The sequence below is a fragment of the Streptosporangium amethystogenes subsp. fukuiense genome (genome assembly GCF_042665875.1).
GTDB classification, from domain to species: Bacteria; Actinomycetota; Actinomycetes; order Streptosporangiales; family Streptosporangiaceae; genus Streptosporangium; species Streptosporangium fukuiense.
Window position 1 is genome coordinate 1,922,804 of the sequence record NZ_JBHTEE010000001.1, and the last position, 18,762, is coordinate 1,941,565.

At 67.8% G+C, this 18,762-nt stretch carries 18 protein-coding genes and 1 pseudogene; 8 read left to right on the forward strand and 11 right to left on the reverse strand.

Features of this window, described 5'->3' with window-relative positions; genetic code table 11:
• Positions 1–121: 121 nt before the first annotated feature.
• Positions 122–2,032 carry an ABC transporter ATP-binding protein gene (locus ACFQVD_RS08160; protein WP_343966245.1) on the forward strand — a complete coding sequence of 637 codons (1,911 nt, stop codon included), beginning with the start codon at positions 122–124 and terminating at the stop codon, positions 2,030–2,032.
• A 100-nt stretch (positions 2,033–2,132) separates the two neighbouring features.
• Here the strand turns inward: ACFQVD_RS08160 and map are convergent, their stop codons facing one another.
• Complete coding sequence (gene map / locus ACFQVD_RS08165) at positions 2,133–2,900, reverse strand: type I methionyl aminopeptidase (protein ID WP_343966247.1); 768 nt, start codon at positions 2,898–2,900, stop codon at positions 2,133–2,135.
• A 67-nt stretch (positions 2,901–2,967) separates the two neighbouring features.
• Between map and ACFQVD_RS08170 the strand changes: the two genes are divergently transcribed.
• A complete protein-coding gene (locus ACFQVD_RS08170) occupies positions 2,968–3,222 on the forward strand; it encodes a helix-turn-helix domain-containing protein (protein ID WP_343966250.1) in 255 nt (84 codons plus the stop codon).
• A gap of 14 nt (positions 3,223–3,236) precedes the next feature.
• On the opposite strand, the gene ACFQVD_RS08175 is transcribed toward ACFQVD_RS08170, so the two are convergent.
• The 4 genes from ACFQVD_RS08175 to ACFQVD_RS08190 all read right to left on the reverse strand — a co-directional run bounded on the left by ACFQVD_RS08175 (position 3,237) and on the right by ACFQVD_RS08190 (position 6,143).
• A complete protein-coding gene (locus tag ACFQVD_RS08175) occupies positions 3,237–4,202 on the reverse strand; it encodes a tyrosine-type recombinase/integrase (protein ID WP_343966328.1) in 966 nt (321 codons plus the stop codon).
• 443 nt (positions 4,203–4,645) lie between these two features.
• Positions 4,646–5,068 carry a hypothetical protein gene (locus ACFQVD_RS08180; protein ID WP_343966252.1) on the reverse strand — a complete coding sequence of 141 codons (423 nt, stop codon included), beginning with the start codon at positions 5,066–5,068 and terminating at the stop codon, positions 4,646–4,648.
• Positions 5,065–5,319, reverse strand: a complete 255-nt coding sequence (locus tag ACFQVD_RS08185) for a hypothetical protein (RefSeq protein ID WP_343966255.1) — start codon at positions 5,317–5,319, stop codon at positions 5,065–5,067. The genes ACFQVD_RS08180 and ACFQVD_RS08185 overlap by 4 nt, the downstream gene beginning before the upstream one ends.
• 266 nt (positions 5,320–5,585) lie before the next feature.
• The gene (locus ACFQVD_RS08190; RefSeq protein ID WP_343966257.1) at positions 5,586–6,143 is read right to left on the reverse strand and encodes an HIT family protein; all 558 of its coding nucleotides are present in this window, start codon (positions 6,141–6,143) and stop codon (positions 5,586–5,588) included.
• A gap of 204 nt (positions 6,144–6,347) precedes the next feature.
• Between ACFQVD_RS08190 and ACFQVD_RS08195 the strand changes: the two genes are divergently transcribed.
• Positions 6,348–7,199 carry a universal stress protein gene (locus ACFQVD_RS08195; RefSeq protein ID WP_343966259.1) on the forward strand — a complete coding sequence of 284 codons (852 nt, stop codon included), beginning with the start codon at positions 6,348–6,350 and terminating at the stop codon, positions 7,197–7,199.
• A 36-nt stretch (positions 7,200–7,235) separates the two neighbouring features.
• The gene (locus ACFQVD_RS08200) at positions 7,236–7,898 is read left to right on the forward strand and encodes a CBS domain-containing protein (RefSeq protein WP_343966261.1); all 663 of its coding nucleotides are present in this window, start codon (positions 7,236–7,238) and stop codon (positions 7,896–7,898) included.
• Between the two features lie 927 nt (positions 7,899–8,825).
• Here ACFQVD_RS08200 and ACFQVD_RS08205 read toward each other — a convergent pair.
• On the reverse strand, positions 8,826–10,313 hold the full coding sequence (locus tag ACFQVD_RS08205) for a BREX system ATP-binding domain-containing protein (protein ID WP_343966263.1): 1,488 nt from the start codon (positions 10,311–10,313) through the stop codon (positions 8,826–8,828).
• Between ACFQVD_RS08205 and ACFQVD_RS08210 the strand changes: the two genes are divergently transcribed.
• Positions 10,300–11,778 (forward strand): hypothetical protein, encoded by a 1,479-nt coding sequence (locus ACFQVD_RS08210; protein WP_343966265.1) that lies wholly within the window; start codon positions 10,300–10,302, stop codon positions 11,776–11,778. The two genes, ACFQVD_RS08205 and ACFQVD_RS08210, sit on opposite strands and share 14 nt — an antisense overlap.
• The gene (locus ACFQVD_RS08215; RefSeq protein WP_343966267.1) at positions 11,682–13,031 is read left to right on the forward strand and encodes an ATP-binding protein; all 1,350 of its coding nucleotides are present in this window, start codon (positions 11,682–11,684) and stop codon (positions 13,029–13,031) included. The genes ACFQVD_RS08210 and ACFQVD_RS08215 overlap by 97 nt, the downstream gene beginning before the upstream one ends.
• A gap of 543 nt (positions 13,032–13,574) precedes the next feature.
• Here ACFQVD_RS08215 and ACFQVD_RS08220 read toward each other — a convergent pair.
• The 3 genes and pseudogenes from ACFQVD_RS08220 to ACFQVD_RS08230 form a co-directional block, all read right to left on the reverse strand.
• A pseudogene (locus ACFQVD_RS08220) lies at positions 13,575–14,342 on the reverse strand (IS3 family transposase); the annotation flags it as partial.
• Positions 14,224–14,469, reverse strand: a complete 246-nt coding sequence (locus ACFQVD_RS08225; protein ID WP_386270758.1) for a transposase — start codon at positions 14,467–14,469, stop codon at positions 14,224–14,226. The gene ACFQVD_RS08225 and the pseudogene ACFQVD_RS08220, both read right to left, overlap by 119 nt.
• Positions 14,466–14,762 carry a transposase gene (locus tag ACFQVD_RS08230; protein ID WP_343966271.1) on the reverse strand — a complete coding sequence of 99 codons (297 nt, stop codon included), beginning with the start codon at positions 14,760–14,762 and terminating at the stop codon, positions 14,466–14,468. The genes ACFQVD_RS08225 and ACFQVD_RS08230 overlap by 4 nt, the downstream gene beginning before the upstream one ends.
• 21 nt (positions 14,763–14,783) lie before the next feature.
• On the opposite strand from ACFQVD_RS08230, the gene ACFQVD_RS08235 reads away from it, so the two are divergent.
• Positions 14,784–15,152, forward strand: a complete 369-nt coding sequence (locus ACFQVD_RS08235; RefSeq protein WP_343966273.1) for a recombinase family protein — start codon at positions 14,784–14,786, stop codon at positions 15,150–15,152.
• Between the two features lie 1,323 nt (positions 15,153–16,475).
• On the opposite strand, the gene ACFQVD_RS08240 is transcribed toward ACFQVD_RS08235, so the two are convergent.
• Positions 16,476–17,126: a hypothetical protein gene (locus ACFQVD_RS08240; RefSeq protein ID WP_343966275.1), complete on the reverse strand. Its 651-nt coding sequence runs from the start codon at positions 17,124–17,126 to the stop codon at positions 16,476–16,478.
• Positions 17,127–17,434: 308 nt separating this feature from the next.
• Here ACFQVD_RS08240 and ACFQVD_RS08245 point away from each other — a divergent pair, with 308 nt between their 5' ends.
• Entirely contained in the window at positions 17,435–18,613 is a 1,179-nt protein-coding gene (locus ACFQVD_RS08245; RefSeq protein ID WP_343966277.1) for a hypothetical protein, read from the forward strand.
• Here the strand turns inward: ACFQVD_RS08245 and ACFQVD_RS08250 are convergent.
• The gene (locus ACFQVD_RS08250; RefSeq protein ID WP_343966279.1) at positions 18,591–18,737 is read right to left on the reverse strand and encodes a hypothetical protein; all 147 of its coding nucleotides are present in this window, start codon (positions 18,735–18,737) and stop codon (positions 18,591–18,593) included. The genes ACFQVD_RS08245 and ACFQVD_RS08250 overlap by 23 nt on opposite strands.
• Between the last annotated feature and the right edge of the window lie 25 nt (positions 18,738–18,762).

Below are 18,762 nucleotides of genomic sequence, written 5' to 3' on the forward strand. Positions count from 1 at the left end.
GGAAGACAACGCCTCTTGACCTCAACTTAAGTTCAGCTTTTAGGGTCGTGCCGTGACCGCGCCGCTGTTCTCACCCCAAGAGCGCGGGAGACCAGGAACCCGGAAAGCACGGTGATGTGTGATGAGCATGGAAATGGCCGCCTGGCATTCGCTGTACGGCGCGATGAACGCCCAGCGCGACCGGCGGCCGTTCTCGGCCGCCACGCTGCGGCGCATCGCCGCCTTCGCCCGCCCGCACCGCACCCTGCTGGCCTGGTTCCTGCCGCTGAGCGTCGTCTCGGCGGTGCTGACGGTGGCCACCCCGGTGCTGGCCGGGCAGGTGATCGACGCGATCGTCAGCGGCGCCGCGACGGGCGCCGTGGCAGGGCTCGCCGGGCTGATCGCGGTGATCGCGCTGGCCGAGGCGGCGCTGGGCCTGGTGACCAGATGGATGTCGGCGAACATCGGCGAGGGACTGATCCTGCGGCTACGCGGCGCCGTCTTCGACCACGTCCAGCGCATGCCGGTCGCCTTCTTCACCCGCACCCGCACCGGCGCACTGGTCAGCCGGCTCAACAGCGACGTCATCGGCGCCCAGCGCGCCTTCAGTGACACCCTGTCGGGGGTCGTGGGCAACCTGGTCACCCTCACCCTGACCCTGGCGGTGATGATCGGCATCTCCTGGCGGCTGACCGCGCTGGCACTGGTGCTGCTGCCGGTGTTCGTGCTGCCGGCCCGGCGCGTCGGCGCCCGGCTGGCCCAGCTGGAACGCGAGGCCGCCGACCACAACGCGGCGATGAGCACGCAGATGACCGAGCGCTTCTCCGCGCCCGGCGCCACCTTGGTCAAACTGTTCGGCCGCCCCGACAGGGAGTCGGCCGAGTTCCTGGCACGGGCACGACGGGTACGCGACATCGGGGTACGCACCGCGATGGTGCGCTCGGTGTTCGTCACCGCCCTCACCCTGGTCTCGGCGCTGGCATTGGCCCTGGTGTACGGCCTGGGTGGCTTCTACGCGCTGAACCGGCAACTGGAGCCGGGCGCGGTGGTGGCGCTGGCACTGCTGCTGACCCGCCTGTACGCGCCGCTGACGGCACTGGCCGGCGCCCGGGTGGAGGTGATGAGCGCCCTGGTCAGCTTCGAGCGGGTCTTTGAGATCCTCGACCTGCGCCCCCTCATCACCGACAGGCCGAACGCCAAGGCGGTGCCCGACGGACCGGTGAGCGTGGAGTTCGACCAGGTCACCTTCGCCTACCCCTCGGCCGAGAAGGTGTCGCTGGCCTCCCTGGAGGAGGTCGCCGCCCTGGACGCGCGCGGCGGCGAGGAGGTGCTGCACGCGGTGTCCTTCCGCGCCGAGGCCGGGCAGCTGGTCGCGCTGGTGGGCTCCTCCGGAGCCGGCAAGTCGACGATCGCGCAGCTGCTGGCCCGCCTGTACGACGTCGACAGCGGCGCGGTACGGCTGTCGGGAGTGGACGTACGCGAGCTGTCGGCGGCCTCGATCCGCCGGACACTGGGCATGGTGACCCAGGACGGGCACCTGTTTCACGACTCGATCCGGGCCAACCTGCTGCTGGCCCGGCCGGACGCCGAGCCCGGGGAACTGTGGGAGGTACTGCGGCGCGCCCGGCTGGCCGAACTGGTCGCGGCGCTGCCCGAGGGCCTGGACACCGTGGTCGGCGAACGCGGCTACCGCCTGTCCGGCGGGGAGCGCCAGCGGCTGACCATCGCCAGGCTGCTGCTGGCCCGGCCGCAGCTGGTGGTGCTGGACGAGGCCACCGCGCACCTGGACTCCACCTCCGAGGTCGCGGTGCAAGAAGCCCTGGCCGAGGCACTGGCCGGACGGACCGCGCTGGTCATCGCCCACCGGCTGTCGACGGTCCGCGCCGCGGACCTGATCCTGGTCATCGAGGACGGGCGCGTCGCCGAGCGCGGCACGCACACCGAGCTGCTGGCCGCCGGCGGCCGCTACGCGCAGCTGTATCGCACCCAGTTCGACCAGCGCGAAGACCTGGAAGACGGCCTCGGGGAGTTCTCCGCCGTACCCGCCCGCTAGCGTCGCCCGCACCGCACCGCACCGCACCGCACCGGGCAGGGCAGGGCAGGGCAGGGGCAAACCGACATCGATCAGACAGCGACGCCGTACGCCCGCGCCCTCAGGGCAGGGTCAGCACGCGCGGCCCGTCGGTGGTGACGGCCACCGTGTGCTCCACGTGCGCGGCCCGGCTGCCGTCGACGCTGGACAGCGCCCAGCCGTCGGGGGCGGTCAGGTAGCCGTCGCCGCCCCCGGCGACGAACATCGGCTCGATCGCGAGCACCAGGCCGGGCCGCAGCACCAGGCCCCGTCCGGCACGTCCCCGGTTGGGCACGTGCGGGTCCTCGTGCATGGCCCGGCCGATGCCGTGACCGCCGAAGTCCTCGGGGATGCCGTACCCGGCCGCCCGCCCCGCCGCGTGCACCGCGTGGCCGATGTCCCCCAGGCGCCCGCCCGGCACGCACGCGGCGATCGCGGCCCCCAACGCGGCACCGGTCACCGCGATCAACTCCAGGTCACCGGGACGGGGCGGACCGACGGTGAAGCTGATCGCCGCATCCCCGGCCCACCCGTCCAGATAGACGCCGCAGTCGACGCTCAGCAGGTCACCGGGGCGCAGCCGATAGCCGTCGGGGATGCCGTGCACGATCACGTTGTTGACCGAGGCGCAGATCACCGCGGGAAACGGAGTCGGCGCGAAACCGGGCTTGTAGCCCAGGAACGCCGACTTGGCGCCCGCACCGGAGATGACGGCCGCGGCCACCTCGTCCAGCTCCAGCAGGCCGACACCCACCCGCGCGTGCTCGCGCACCGCCTCCAGCGCCAGCGCCACCACCCGGCCGGCCTCGCGCATCGCGTCCAGCTCGGCCACGGTCTTGATCTCCACCATGCGTCACATCCCTGATCGCCCCAACACTTGTAGCGGTATTATTATCACGCTTGCTAGGATCATGCGCATGGTGCGATCCCCGCTGACCGAACTTGACCGCGAACGAGGCCACCGCCTGGGCACGCTCCTGCGCCAGGCACGCGGCACCCGCAGCATGACCGAAGTCGCCGCCGCCGCGGGCCTGTCCGCCGAAACCCTCCGCAAGATCGAGACAGGCCGCATCCCCACCCCGGCCTTCTTCACCATCGCCGCACTCGCCGCCGTCCTCAATGTCTCCCTGGACGTCCTGGCCGAGATGTGCGCCGGCGAACGCGCCGCCTGACCCCGCCCGACCGGCTACGCCGGCGCCGCGGGCCCGGACCTCCCCACCCCCTCGGCGGAGACCGATCCCGACGCACTCGCGCCGCGGCCGGCCGGGCCGCGCAGCAACGGATGCGAACGCATCGCCACCTCCAGCTCCCCGGGCAGCTCATCGCGGTAACGCCCCAGCGTCGCCAGATCACTGTGTCCCAGAACCCGCCGCACCGCGTCCATGTCCACCGCGTCGGCCAGCAGATGAGTGGCCGTGGTGTGCCGTAACCCGTGCGGCGTCACCGAACGACGCCGATCGGGATCCACCCCCCGCTGCACCCGGTCGATCACCGCCTGCACGTCCCCGCGCGCCAGACGCCGGCCCCGCCACGACAGCAGCAACGCCTTGTCGGGGGAGGCGATCCGCCCCCGTGCCAGATAGGCCTCCAGCGCCAGCGCCACATCACCGGGCAGCGGCACGTCCCGCGTCCGGCCGCCCTTACCGAAGATCCGCCAGTAACGCACCCCGTCGTTGGTGTAGAAGTCCTCCACATTGGCCCGCACCAGCTCCGACACCCGCGGCCCCATCGTCGACAGCATCAGCACGATCAGCCCGTCGCGCAGCTCGGTGTTCTGGTCACGACGACGCCTGCGCCCCGAGCCGGCCGTCTCCTTCGCCGCCACACCCTGCGGCCCGCCGCCCAGGTCACGCGCCGCACCGATGAGCCCCTGCGCCTGCTCACGGGTCAGCGCCCGCCGCTCCGGCCGCAGCCCCCCGCGCTCCCTGGCCGTGACCGTCGCCGTCGCCATCGGATTGACCTGCACCCACCCGACCAGCACCGCGTGCTTGAACAGCGCCGACACCGACCGCCGAAACCGCGCCTGCGAGGAGGCCGACTGCAACGCCCCCGAGGCCGCCTCCGGCTGCGAGCGCCGCCGCCCGTCCGGCTTGCGCGCGAAGGCCAGCAGAACGGCGTCCACCTCCTCACCCGTCAGATCATCCAAAACCACCTCCTCGCCAACCAACTGCACAAAAGTGGTCACATCACGCGCGTACACCTCCGCCGTCGACATCGACAACGCACCGGTCAGAGTCCTGGCCCGCACCAGCTCCACATAACGGTCGGCGCACTCACCCACACTGAGACGGTTCAGATCAGCCGGCCGCATGACCCCGACAACACCCCTTTCGCGCCCAGGCCGCCCTGAAACGGCCACTCGCCTCGCACCGGCACCGGTAAGGACGAGGCCACGAAACGGCGACGCGGAAGAACACCGCCGCGCCCGCCCTGCCCGCCAGATCACCGATCATGTCCATCCCCACGGTAAACGAACGCCCGCACCCGGGCCGCCCCTCACAGAAGACCGAGCAGGGCAGCGCCCACGCGGCCTTTCGCCGAGAGCCCGGAGCGGAGATCGGGGGAGCGGAGCCTCTCACCGCCTTCCCACGCCCGCTACGGCCAGCTGACCGGGATGCGCGGGCACAACCGCCGATAGGGCTCCGCGTCACGGGCGATGATGCGCCAGTCGGTGACATTGCCGATCTCGGCGACCCGCGTGGAGGCCGAGTGGGCGGTGTGGGCGGCGGCAAGGGAGACGACCTCGCGCTCGGCCGCCAGGCCGCCGATGATGAGGGCACCGTCGGCGTCGAGCCCGTCGACATGCTGGGCGATCAAGTAGAGAAGGCCGTGCAGACGCTCGCGAGCTGGAACGGTGAGCGCCTGACGGGAGGCCTCGGCGGCCGCTACGGCGGACACGACGATCGGGTACCCGCGACGGATGGCCTCGCCGATGATCACTTCGATCTCGATGTCCTTGCTCAGCCAGTCGTTGAGGGCCGAGTGGTCCAGAACGAGACCGGTGTCGAAGAACCTCACGGACGGTGGCTCTCCTCGATCCGGTCGAACATGGCGCGGACACGGGCGAGGACGTCGCCGGGGGAGTCGTCGAGGTCGTGGCCGACGAGTTGCCGCCAGGCGGCCATGCGGCGGTCACGCTGGAGTTTCTCGGTGACGGCTTCGCCGATATAGGCCGATACGGTGACGCCGTACTCGTCGGCGGCCTCCTTGAGCTGGGCCGCCTGCTCCTTGGTGTGAGAGAAGCTGGTCCGCTTATCCTTAATATGCATACGTTCACTCTATAGAGTGCATACCTTTGGTGTCAGGTGCGAACCGCCATCTCCTCCAGGCAAAAAAAGGGGGAAAAACCGTACAAGCCAGCAGGATGGTGACACCGCGCGCCGGAAGCGAAACCCAGGCACGACCACGCGAGCCTCTGATCGAGGTCCGTCACGGGCGTCCGCCTTCAGGGACTCCGGAAACCCGCACCAGCCGAAGACCGCCATCCACGCAAACGCTTGCGCCCGCCGGGGAGTACACCGGCACCTGATGAAGGTCACCCATCCGCGCCCGCCTCGGCCAAGGCCGCACGAAGACGTTCGGCGAGATCAAAGGCCTGCTGCGCGGACCAGGGAATCACACCGTTCTCGGTCATCAGGGCATGATGCTGCTGCTTCGCATAAGGAGTTCCGGGCGGCAGCGGGGCGATGTGCCAGTGAAGATGGATGTTGCCCTGCTGACTGCCCAGCGAAAGCAGATAGGTCCGCTCGGAGGGAACAACCGCCTCGACGACCAGAGCGACCCGGCGAACCGTCCGCATCAACTGGAGATACGCCTCCTCCTTGAGGTCACGGACCACATGCTCGACATGGGCTTTGGGAGCCACCAGGACCTTGCCGGGCATCGTGGGGTAGCGGTCCAGGAAGGCGACGTGCTGCTCGTCCTCGAAGATGATCTGTTCGAAGTCATAACCGGGGGCGCCCGCCACAATGGCGCAGACGAAGCAAGGGCCGCCCTTGACCCGCTGAACATAACCGGCGAGATCGAACGTCTCCTTCCGCTCGACTTCTGGAGTCGGGACGGGCAAGCCCTCACCAGAGGAACGCAGACTCATGATCGCCACCGTAGGCCAGGACAGGCGATCTGCGCAGCACCGAAGAGCACGCCATGGCTCTCGGGCCGGTGATCGCCCCACCCCCGCAGGACATGATCACGGCGAAGGGCGAAAGACCCTGTCCTCCCGCGGCGGGATCAGGACCTGTGGCCCTGGGGCCCGGCCTTCCGGCGAGGTCTGATGGGAAAGGAAGGGAGAACAATCATGTCTGCTCTGATCATCGCCGGAACCGACGGCTCCACCGGCGCGACCGCCGCCGTCGAATGGGCCGCCGACGACGCCGCTCGTACGGGCCTGCCGCTGCGCATCGTCACCGCCGTGCACCGCTGGCCGAACGACCTCTCCAGGTTCGTCGCCCCCAACGGAGAGGACCTGATGACCAGGGACGCCCGCAAGATACTGGACGAGGCCGAGGCGACGGCGCGCACCCGGCAACCCGCCATCGAGGTGAGCACCGCTCCGGTCGAGGGCCTGCCCCCAGTGGTCCTGCGTGACCAGGGACAGCAGGCTACGGAGATCGTCATCGGCCACCGAGGCCTCGGTGGCTTCGCCGGAGCCGTCATCGGTTCCGTCAGCATGCACGTCGCCGGGCACACGCACTGCCCGGTCGTCGTGGTCCGCCCCGCTCAGGCACCGGCACATGGCGAGATCACGGTCGGCGTCGACGGCTCCGACGCCTGCGACCCCGCCCTCGCCTACGCCTTCGAACAGGCGAAGCTGCGCGGCTGCACACTGCGCGCGATCTACGCCTGGCAGCTGCCCGTGCACGCCTACGCCCCCGAGATCACCTACGACATGGACGAGATCCGCATCGCCCAGTACGCCGTCGTGGCCGACAGGCTCGCCACCTGGCAGCAGAAGTACCCCGAGGTGAGCCTCATCGAGGACATCCGGTGCGCGCACCCTGTCGAAGCGCTCACCAAGGCCTCCACCGGCAGCGACCTGATCGTCGTCGGCTCCCATGGTCGCGGCGCCCTCAGCTCGCTGCTGCTGGGCTCGGTCAGCCGGGGCGTCCTGCACCACGCGCACTGCGCCGTGGCGGTCGTCCGCTCATAGGAACACCCAAAGCAATCACGGGAACGGAGGAAGAAGATGCCGATCAAAGTGAGTGACGTGATGGGGCGCACCGCCATCGCCGTGCGACAGGACGCGGGCTTCGCCGACATCGTGGACGTGATGCGGCGCTACGCCGTGGGCGCGGTGACGGTCATCGACCTGGACCGCCGTCCGATCGGGGTGGTGTCCCAGGACGACCTGCTGCTCAAGGAGAGCGACACGACGCGCCACAGCACCTCGATCTTCGAGAGCGCCGCCCGCCGCCGCGAACACGAGAAGGCCGCAGCGGTCATGGCGAAGAACCTGATGACCTCACCCGCCATCACCGTCACCCCGGGCATGCCCGCCCGGGACGCGGCGCGGCTCATGCACGACAAGAAGATCGAACAACTCCCGGTGATCGACCCGGTGACCGGCCGCATCGCCGGCATCCTGCACCGGTCGGACCTGCTGCGCGTCTTCGACCGCCCCGAGGCCGAACTACGGGCCGAGGCCGAAGCCGTCGCCCGCGACCTGACCGGAACCGACGTGACGATCGGCGTCGAGAACGGCGTGGTGACACTCGAAGGCAAGGTCGAACACCGCTCACAGGCCGTCCGGCTCATCCAGGCGATCCACCGGCTCGAAGGCGTCATCGACGTCACCTCACGACTCGAGCACGGAAGCGACGACCTGCTCATCCTCCCGCCGCTGCTGTAGACCGCCGCCATGGAAGGGGACGGGGCGTGGAGGGCGGTCACCTCGCCGTCCGCAGGGCGTTCATCGAGCAACTTCACCAGCGGTTCTTGTCGCCGCAGCAGGTCGATCGACAAGGCCGATAAGGAACATTACGGACAATGTTTCTCGCCTTGAGTGTGGAGATCACTCGGCTCGAGAGCGCTCAGCGGCAGGAGGTGATCCGGACCGCGTCAGGCGCCGGAACGGCCGCAGGATCAGAACCTGATCCTGCGGCGGGAGCCGGCCGCCGCCGGTTGGGCAGACATTGAAACAGTCATGTTTTATACCATACAGAATCAAGCTTCTGTATGGTTAAAGGTATTTTGTGCTGGTAGGGCCCGTTTGGTATGTCGTGCAGGTTTGTCCGCCGGATGCTTCCCGTTACGAGAAGACGGAGAACGGTGTGATTCCTTCCGGGGGCGTCATGGCGCCCGGAGACTCCTTCTATGCATGATCGCCATGCTTGAGCGTTTCGTCGAACAAGATCCACAAGCTGTCGTATCGTCCAAAATGATCAAGAGGTAGAGAGGTCCCGCTGGTGCGTGCCACGCAGGACTGTCCTGTCACGGGCGGCCTGTTCGGTAAAAGCTGCTTCGTGGATGTGATCGGGTCACACGTCTCGGCCAACCTGCTCTGCGATCATGGTCATCTTGCATGGTCATCTTGAGCGATCTGCCCGGTCAAGCGATTTGTCTGATTTGAACTGCTCTGTCGGGTGTCTTTCGTTGGCCGTTCAATGACAGTGGCTGGCGTCCACGAAATCAGTGCCCAGGTGACCTCTCCCTTGGGCCGTCAGGGCAAAATATTCGCTTTGACGGATGAATATGGGCAGGTCAGCGCTACTGAAGATCCTCGCGACCGGCACGTCACTCTGGATCCGATGGTGGACCACTCCCCCGGTCGGTGATCTCACCAATGGGGCGCGGGCGTGATATCCAGCATCGGACGGCGGTGACTGCGGCCGGTAGGTGGCGATGAGACCCATGGCGTAATGGGAAGATTACCGACGGTGCCGATCTGATGGAACCAGCGCAGGTCTTGAGCTTTCGCGCGCTCGAGGTACAGGCGCAGCAAGTGGGCGCAGGTACGTGCGTCGCTTTCGGCGCTGTGTGCCAGGCCGGAGTCGATTCCCTCGGCAGCGGCGCAGTCGGTGAGTCGGTGGGAGGTCAGTGGAGGGCCGAAGCGGCGTGACAGGGCCAGGGTGCACAGGGACAGCAGGTCGTCAGGTGCGGCTCCGAGGCGGGCGAACTCGGCGCTGAGTACTTCGGTGTCGTGGCGGGCGTTGTGGGCGACGATCACCGCGCCGTCGAGCATGGCCGCGATGTCGCCGACGATCTCCGCGAAACGCGGGGCTCCTACCAGATCCCCGATGGTAAGACCGTGGATGTGCGTGGGACCGGGGCCCGTTCCGGAGTCCACGATCGTGGAGTAGAGGCGGTCGTCACTGCCGTCAGGGTGCAGGCGGATGATCGCGATCTCGACGATGCGGGCCTTGCGGGCGTCGGTTGAGGTGGTCTCGACGTCGACGACGGCGTAGGGAAGGGATCCCAGCCGGTACCGACGCGACGCCGCGGCTGCGACGACAGGAGGTTTGGTCTGCGCGGCCTGTACGGGAGCGGTCTGGTCGGCGAGGGTGGTGATCGCCTGTTCGGTGCCGGGGACGTCGAGTTTGCGGGCGGCATAAGAGCGGGTCAGCAGGCTCTCGCCGATGACGTCGTCGTACTTGTCGATCCTCTTGTCGGGGATCAGGCTCGCCAGGTCTGCGGCGTCGGGGAGGCCAATCGAGGTGACCCGCTCCCCCGCTCCCGGGCGCAGGAAGTCGGCGGCTTGGCTCATGTCCCCGAGGGGCGCCGACAGGCCGATGCGAGGAACGTGGCGGCGCGCGGCCAGGTCCAGTCGGTGCATGAGCGACTGCAGTTGAGCGCCGCGCTCGGTTCCGATGAAGGAGTGCAGCTCGTCGATGACGATGTAGCGCAGCGCGGCGGTGAGGTCGCCCATCTTCCAGCCGCGCAGGACGAACAGTGCCTCCAGGGATTCTGGGGTGATCAGCAGGATTCCGCGGGGTCGGTCGACCAGGCCGCCGGAGGCGAAGGTGTTCTCGGCCAGCCGTGACTGCAGGGCGGCATAGCTGTAGAGGCCGCGGCGGTTGTCGGCGAGGAATTCCGGGGTGCCACCGAAGACGAAGCCGAGGTGGGCGGCGCTGCCTTGGAGGGTGTCGTTGAGGATGCGCAGGATCTGCTCGTAGTTGGCGTTGCGTGCCTGGGTGGAGCCCAATTTGTAGAGGTTGACCATCTCGTCCAGGCAGACCAGGAGGCCGTCGTAGCCGGCCAGCCGGACGAATCGGCTCATCAGCTTCAGGTGATCATGGAAGGTGGAGTCATCGATGATGGTGCGCATCCCGAGCGCGGAGCGCGCCTCGGTCTTGCTGGATGAGCTGATCGTCGACGACGACCTTCTCGGCGCCGAAGACGCGATCGAAAACCTCTTCCAAGATCGTAAAGCTGCGGCGGAAGCCGTCCAACGGCTGGCCAAATTCGCCGGTATGGCGACCAAACTACGTACCGAAGCCCAAGCCTTGCTCCAGCAGGTCTACCCCGGCGCCCAGCTCACCGAGACCACCCGCTACACCGTGCCTGCTTCTCTGCGCAGCCGCGCCGCGGAACTCCAGGAAGAACGCACCAAGGCAGACGCCGCACTGAAACAGAGCCGCAAAGCGCTTGAGCAGCGACGCCGCGCTCTCGAAGACGCCGACAAACTGCTCAGCGAACTTCCCGTGGCCGAAGACATCGGGCCGCTTCGGGCCATCCTCGACGCCATCCCCCACGACCTGCTCGGCCAGATAGCCGGCATCGACGAAGACGCACAACGCATCCGAAGCAGCGCCGAGCACATCCTGCATGACCTGCGGCTGCAACCGCTGACCGTACAAGAGGTGACAGCCGTCACCGTACCCTCCCGCGCCCAGGTCGAGGCACACATCGCTGCCCTGAGCGACCTCAAGCATGAACGCGGCGATCTGACCAAACGCACCAAAAGCGTCACCAAGCAGCTGGCGGCCAACCGGCTGAACCTGGCGACCCTACTGAACAACGATCCACCGCCCAGCGAGGACGACCTCCTCGGTGTTCGATCCCTGCGCGACGCCCTCTGGCAGGAGATCAACGTCGGTCAATTGGACCGTTTCGCGGACTTCGAGCAGGCGATCGTGCACGCCGACCGGCTTGCCGACCAGATGCGCAAAGACGCCCACCGGATCGCCGAGCGCTACCGAATGGAACTCCAGATCGGTAGCGATGAGCGCGAGCTGAGCGAATTGGACGAAGAGCGAGCCGATCTTCAGCGGCACGCCGAGAAACTGGAAACCGAATGGATCGGCCTGTGGCAGGACTTCCCCGGTCCCCTCCCCCTGCCTGCCGCGGCCCTGATCACCCTCGACGACGTCAGAAGACTCCGAGAAGCCCTCAGCGAACTGAGCATGGTGCAAGCTAGGCTCGCCTCCTTCACTGGGCAGGCTCACCAGCACATCGAGCGGCTACGGGAAGGGCTGCGTGAACCGCACGGCTCGACCTTGCTGGGCACGCACAACGCCCTGGTCGAACTGCCCGAGCTCCGCGAGATCGCCGCAGCCCGGCTGAGCCTGCAGGAAAAGGCCGCCGGGGAGCGCAACACGATGCAGGAACGTCTGGCCTCGGCGCAGGCCGAACTCGCCGCCGTCGAGACTCAGATCGCCGAGCAGGAGCATGACCTGGCCGACTGGCAGGCCGCATGGACACCTGGCTTACCCGCGTCGATCTGCCCGCCGACCACGACACCGCTGACGCACTGGCCGACCTGGAACGGCTCCACAGGGTCGCGGCCTTGATGACTGAGGCTCTCACCAGCGAACAGGAGTCGCAACATGCCACCGCTGTGATCGAGCGTTTCCACACCCTGCTGCAGACGACCGCCGCCGCGTGTGGCCGCCGCTTCCCCGACAACCCCCCCGAGCGTGATCAGCTCGTCGCCGCCCTCTACGACGAGGCCAAGGCCAACCGCTCGCGTTTCGAACAACACGCCATCCTGCGCAGCACGCACGACGAACTTCTCAGCGCTGTCGCGGGTTTCCATCAAACCAGCCAGCGACTGGCGGCCGAGCTGGCTGCCCTGGCACGAGCATCGAAGGTGGACGACCCAAGCGCCCTTGCCGAGGCCGTGCGGCGACGGCAACGCCATACCCTTCTCAGCGCCAGCCTCGAAGAGGTGATCCAGGCGATCCCCGCCAGAGGCGACAAGCTCGATGCCCTCATCAGCGAGGCCGCCAACGCCGACGGCAGCCGGCTCGAAGCCCAGCTGGCCGAACTCACCGACCGCATCACCGACCTCGACAGGCAACGAACCAACCAAGCCGAGCTCACCGGCAGCAAGAAAACCGAGCTGGCACAGCTTGACGGATCGCCCGCGGCCGCCCGGGCAGCGGCCGAAGCGGAGATCTCTGTGGCGGCCTTGATAGAGGAGAGCGAGGAATACCTGCGCCTGCAGGTCGCCCGCACCATCGTCGCGCGATGCATGGAGGACTACCTACAAGCGCAGCAGGATCCGATCCTGCTGCGGGCAAGCGACCTATTCACCCGCCTGACCTTGGGGCGGTTCTCCGGCCTGGAACTCGACCACGAACACGACGCTCCCCTGGTGCTGGCCCGCCGAGCATCAGAACTGCTGAGCGTCAACCAGCTCAGCGAAGGCACCACCGATCAGCTCTACCTCGCCCTGCGTCTGGCCTCCCTGGAGCGCTACGCCGAAGAGGACCGCACACTCCCCTTCACCGTCGACGACATCTTCATCACCTTCGACGACCACCGCACCCGCGCGGCCCTGGCGATTTTGAACGAGATGGCCGACCGCTTCCAGATGATCGTGTTCACCCATCATCCCCATCTGATCGACCTCGCCCGGCAAGAGCTTCCCGCCGGTCGGCTGCATGTCCATTCCCTGCCGGTCTTCACTCCCGGCCGCAGTGACGCCTCACCTGCCCAGGGCGCCGAACGCCTCTGCCGCGTCTGCCGACAGCCCTTGACTTATTCGGGCAGAGGCAGACCTCCGGTGGAGTGCGAGACCTGCAGCCGCGCTCGACGCTGAAGGAAGAAGCAAATCGGATCTGTTCGATACCCATCTCGCCGCGCACGTCTACCCCCGCCGATCTACTTCGTTAAGGAGTTCTCCAAGACGCCCAGCGATAAGCCCCGGCACCACCTGCTCCGTTGGCGTCACGCAGCCGAACCCTCGACCACGTGACACCGATGTCGCCGCCTTTTTTTAGAACCCAAGTTGGCAGTCGTGACCAGCTCGCGGAATTGTGCGGCAACCGGCGGTTTTGTCGCGGGGAAGCGGTGATGGGGCGATCAGTTTCACGCCATTATGGAAAGCTCGACAGTTGGCAATCCCCTGTGGTGATCTTGCGTTTTTAGGATCTTGCCAGTGCGCCGCGCGCCCTCGCCGGGGCAGGCCCCGGCCTGCCCGCGCTCCTGCCCCCCAGGGCCGCAGAGGTCTCCGGGGGCAAGGGCGGCCGAAGGCCGTCGCGCAGCGATCGCGCCGGCGACCCTTGAGGCCGGAATAGGCGGCCCCGGACGCTGCGCGACGCCCCCCAGCCAGATGCGGTGCTCGCTGGAAAGTCGTGGCGGCTCATGCCGCCTCCCTCTTGGTCCGCGTAGCGGCCCGCTGTTGCTCGTACTCCACCGGGCAGCACATCCCGTTGGCCGAGTGCAGCCGCATCGTGTTGAAGTCATCGACCCAGACCGCGACCATGCGGCGGGCCTGCTCACGAGTGTCGAACGGGCCCAGGATGCGAAACAGCTCAAATTCCAGGCTGGAAAACAGCGATTCGGCGGCGGCATTGTCCAGCGCGGAGCCGACCCGGCCCATCGACTGCACCACGCCCATCCGCTCACACGCCGCCCGGAAGTGCCCGGCGGTGTACTCACTGCCCTGATCGGAGTGCAAGACGACGCCGCCGACCACGCCACCACGGCCGGCCACGGCCATCTGCAGCGACGCGACAGCCAGCGCCGCGTCATGATGGGTGCTCATCGCATAACCCAGTATCCGGCGAGAAAACAGGTCCGAGACCGCAGCCAGATACAGCTTGCCCTCACCGGTGGGAATCTCGGTGCCGTCCGCGCACCAGTGCATGTCCGGCGCCATCGCGGTGAAGTTCCGCCCCAGCCGGTCAGGCGCGTGCCGGCGTCCCCTGCCCGGCCGGGTGGTGTTCCTACGCCTCCGCTTCGGGCGGGCCGCCAAGGCCTGCCGTCGCATCGAGGCGGCCACGGTGTTCTCACTCACCCGCCATCCGGCCTGGCGCAGCCGCACGGTGATGCGCGGGGAGCCGTCCCTGCCGTCCCTCTGGCGGAAGATCGCCGCGACCGCGGCGTCCAATCGTTGCCGGCGCCCCGCGCGCCGACAGCCCCCGCGCGCGCCACTTGTAGAACCAGGCCTGCGACACCCCCAGCGCCCGGCACGCGACCGCGTGCGAAACACCGTGCTCGGCCCTCTGAGCGGCGATGAAAGCGGCCAGGCTCACCGGCCCATCGCGTCCTTGACCCAGAGGGCCACCGAGCGTTTGAGCACATCACGCTCCATCACCAGCTCAGCGACCTCCCGGCGCAGCCGGATCAGCTCGGCACGCTCGTCCTCACCCAGGCCATCGTCACCGGCCCGGTGCCGCTGCCGGGCCATGTTCACCCAGTTGGCCAGAGTGCCCGCATTGACACCCATCTCCCGGGCCACCCGCACGATCGGCCTGCCCGTCTCCTCGACGATCCGCACCGCACCGTCCTTGAAGTCCTGATCGAACTTCCGTCGTGTCTCTGTCATCGCCGTTTCCCCCTTAAGGCGATGTCTCTACGTTACGAGGGGAAGCCCACGCTCGGCGTCCACGCCGACCGGATCTACATCGACCACGGCTTCTCCGGCACCACCCGCCGAAACCGCAACGGACTCGACCAGGCCCTCGCAGCCGTCTGGCCCGGCAGCGTGTTCACCGTCACCAAATTCGACCGGTTCGCCCGCAACGTCGAAGAAGCCTGCCAGATCCTCGGCGACCTGTCCGGCCGCGACGTCCTGTTCGGCATGGGCGCCTCCAGGCCTTCGGGGAGGATCGGTACGGAAATTAGCGGTAGAGCTCACTACCTGCGGTGCTCCGGAAACCAGACCCACCATCGATCGGATTCCGCAGGGTATGACGGGCAACACGGGATGCTCTGAGCTGCTGAAAGGCCCCTCCTCGCATCCCTACCGCCAAAATCCGCACCGATCCTCCCCGAAGGCCAGTTGGCGGCTGGGGACACGTTCGGGAGGAGGACGCCGAGCAGGATGTCGACGTTGCCGATCGCGGCAACGAGGTACTCGCGGGCCGCCCGCATCTCGGCGGTCTGCACTGACCGACACATGTCCGACGCTGGTCTTGCCCGCTTCCCATTCCTCCCGGGTATGAACACCCTCCTGTGGGGGCAGACCAAGTAAGCCGGAAAAGGGCAATAGCGGTCGGCACACAGGACAGAACATCAGCTCTGTCCGGTTCCCGAGACGGTGTCTGACCAGGTCAGCGCAGTGAAACCGCTGCGGGAACCAATCCGGCCCCACGCCGGGCACGGCTATCCACAGCCGAAATCTCGACTTCCGCCTCTACCGCCCGACCAGCCCTATTAGCCCTTTCCGGCTTACTTGGTCTGCCCCCCACTCGACACCGTCCCGGTGATCAGCGCAGAGGTTCAGCGCACGGCCACGGCCTGCGGCACGGGCGCCGACGGCTCGCCCAGCCACACCTGCTGGCGGCCGTCGGCGGTGACGGTCAGCCCGAACCCCTCGCGCCCCGGTTGTCCTTGCTCGCTCCACCACCGGTGGGCGAGTCCGGCAGCATGTCGCCGGGATGCTCAGCCTTGTATGCCTCAATGCCACGCACCGGCCGGTCATAGGCGTCGTCGTCGAGCGCTGAGGTGCCGGCGCCGTAGTAGGTAGCTGCGGCGTCAACGGCCAGTGGCTACGTCACTGGCTTCGAGAGCCAGATGTCGACGACTTCGAGGGCCACTTGGCGATCTTCCTCGCTCAGAAATGTCGGCGAGATTGGGAGCCGGCCACTACTGCCCGCCAGCGGTCGGCGGACGTGGTCGAGGCCGACGTGCTCGACGTGACCCGATGGACCATGACCGGCGAGCCGGAGACCTGCCGCTCCGCTCCGGCCGCGGCAACGAGTCAACGAGGAGAGGCGCAGGTCTGGTGCCGCCGAACACCCTCGGCGAGGTGGCTCCCAATCTCATCGACACGAGACCACGCTCCAGCCGAGATGGCTCTCCGCTCGCGAACATGTGGCTCCGGATCTCACCTACAAAGCCAGGCCAGCTGTACGGCGGCGGCGTAGACGGCCTGGTCCTCAAAGCGGTTGAAGGGGGGTGCGTCATTCATAGATTCATCATTTCGGGCAGCACCGACATTCCTCGTTCCGTGAGCGGGGACTGAGCTGGGAGGATCACCGGCTCGCGCGGCGGCGAGCCAGCTCTCGGAGCCGAGGAGAGGCTCCGCCCTGCCTCGTCATCGGCCGGCGTGGATACGGTCCTGCTCGTCCGGGGTGCCGATGAGCGAGGCGTCAGCCGGATCGAAGATCGCGCCGGTGTCGGCGAGCGAGGCGGGTCTGCCCGGTTGGCGGAAGGACACGAGGTGCTCGGTGTCCGGGCCGTCGACCTGGCAGCGATAGGCGTCCCGGCGGGCCCCGTTCACCAGCAGGCGGACCTTCAGCCGGGCCGCCGCCCGACACAGCTGTTGAAGGGCCCCGAACAAGTCGTCGCCCTGAGCGATGATCTGTGGCTGGTCGAAGTAGTCGAGGACACCGATCTCGTCAATCTGGAAGGCCAGCGTCCACGGCTTATGCCTGCGGACGGTCACCGCCGCGCGTGCGGGCTCGCCGTCGCGCAGGATGCCGATCTCCATGGGAACCCCCTGGATGATTTCCCCCCACCGCCAGCACGGCTCCGGCAGCTCGCGGTATCTGGTGCGGCACGTCAGGCACGCCCACCTTTCCGGGCGAAGAGTGCAGCCGCCGAGAACGAACAGCCCGGCCTGCAGAGCCTGTTCCAGCTCTTCGTTGAAGGTCGGGTATCCGTACATGATCGGGACCATCCTGCTCGCGTCGCACCGAGAGCACAGCGGGTGCCCGTCCTCTCCCCTGTCCTCGACATAGTTCATCTTGGCCTCCTCAGTTCACCGATCACCGGCGATGATCGTCACGGCGGTATAGACGCTGCTCTGGCTCGCTGGGTTCGCGTTGCCATACTGCGCTCGGCGATGCCGAAGGCGCCTAGAGGCTTCGGCTCATCGACCTCACCGCAACTCCCCGATGCAGGCCGCTGACCTGTACCTTCTCTCTCGTTGGCGGCTGGTGACACGTTCCTTAACGGCACCCCTACTCCGGTCAATCGGGGTCCTCCGCCCATGGGCTCCGGAAGATCGAGGAGCGGAGGAGCGCGCGCCGCGCAGCCGCATAAAATCCCGTCGTGAAGGACGTGATGCACCACTGGCTCCCTGATCGCCACCTCGGCGTCGCCGCGACGCTGTCGCACTCGGACGAGCTGATCGGGCAAGTCGCCAACCTGCTCTTCGACTACCAGACCCAGCCCGACGGTGTCTTCGGCCTGGCGGAGGTGCCAGCGGGCCCGTTCAGTCAGTCCGTCGTCGAACGCGTGGCTCCAATCCCCCGCAAGATCCCACTGCTCGTGGCCGACGCGCTGGTGGCGCTGCGGGCTGCCCTCGAGCACGCACTGTTCGCCGAGGTCGAGTTCCTGAACGGCTCACCGCTGGACGAGAAGGCGGCCAGGCTCGTCGAGATGCCCGCGTCGGACACCTACGAGAAGTTCGAGGAGTGGAAGAAGAGGCGCGCGAAGCAGGGCCCGCCGTCATTGCGGGCTGGCAGCGAGCTCGTGCGGCGGATCGACGGCCTGCAGCCCTTCCAGCGTCGGAGCGATCCTCATATGCACCCTCTGGCCCGGCTGGTCCTCCACACGAACCATGCGAAGCACAGGACGCCGGCGATCACGGCTGTCCGCATAGCCGCCATGTACCAGGAAGACCAGAGGCCTCGCTCGATCCGTGACCTCCCGCCGCGCCCCGAGGAGCCGCTGCGCGTCGGCGACGTCATCGCCCAGACCCCGATGGGCACCCAGGTCCCCACGACATTGTTCCCGACGGTCGGGATCAACCGGCCGGGCACGGATCGGTGGCCGGTGCTGATGCAGGAGCTCGACGAGATCTCCCACTGGGTCCGCACCCGGGCGGTGCCGCGCCTCGTGACGGGCAGCATGGAGCCACCCGAGCCGGCGCTCCCGACGCGCTACGAAATCGCCGTCGGGCACGAGGACGAGCGTCGGGCGATGTCGGCGGGGTCGACGACTTCGGCCGCAGAGCGCCACAAGCAACGCTTGGGCGCGGCGTCGGCCCGGGTCGATCTCGTCGACACGATCGGTCAGGTGGACGGCTCCCCGAGCGTCCGTCAGATCACGGCCTGGCTGTCCCAGCTGACAGACGGGGAGGTGCTGGATCGGATCGCCCGGCTGAAGGTGAGCCACACCTACGACCTCGACGTCATGCGGCACAACTTCGAGGTCCTGGAGGGTCTGCGCGACGAGGTTCTGGAGTTCGCTCGTGACGGCGGGTCTACACCGAGTGGCGCTGGATGAGCACGGCCACGTCGACCATCGCGATGTTCGAACACGCCGGATCCTCCTCAAGGTAGCCGTCCAGCTGAGCCTGGGGGCGTCGAGCAGCTCCTGGCCGCTCACTCCCCCGGCGGAGAAAGGTCACGCGATCGACGTCGCGGATCTCGTAC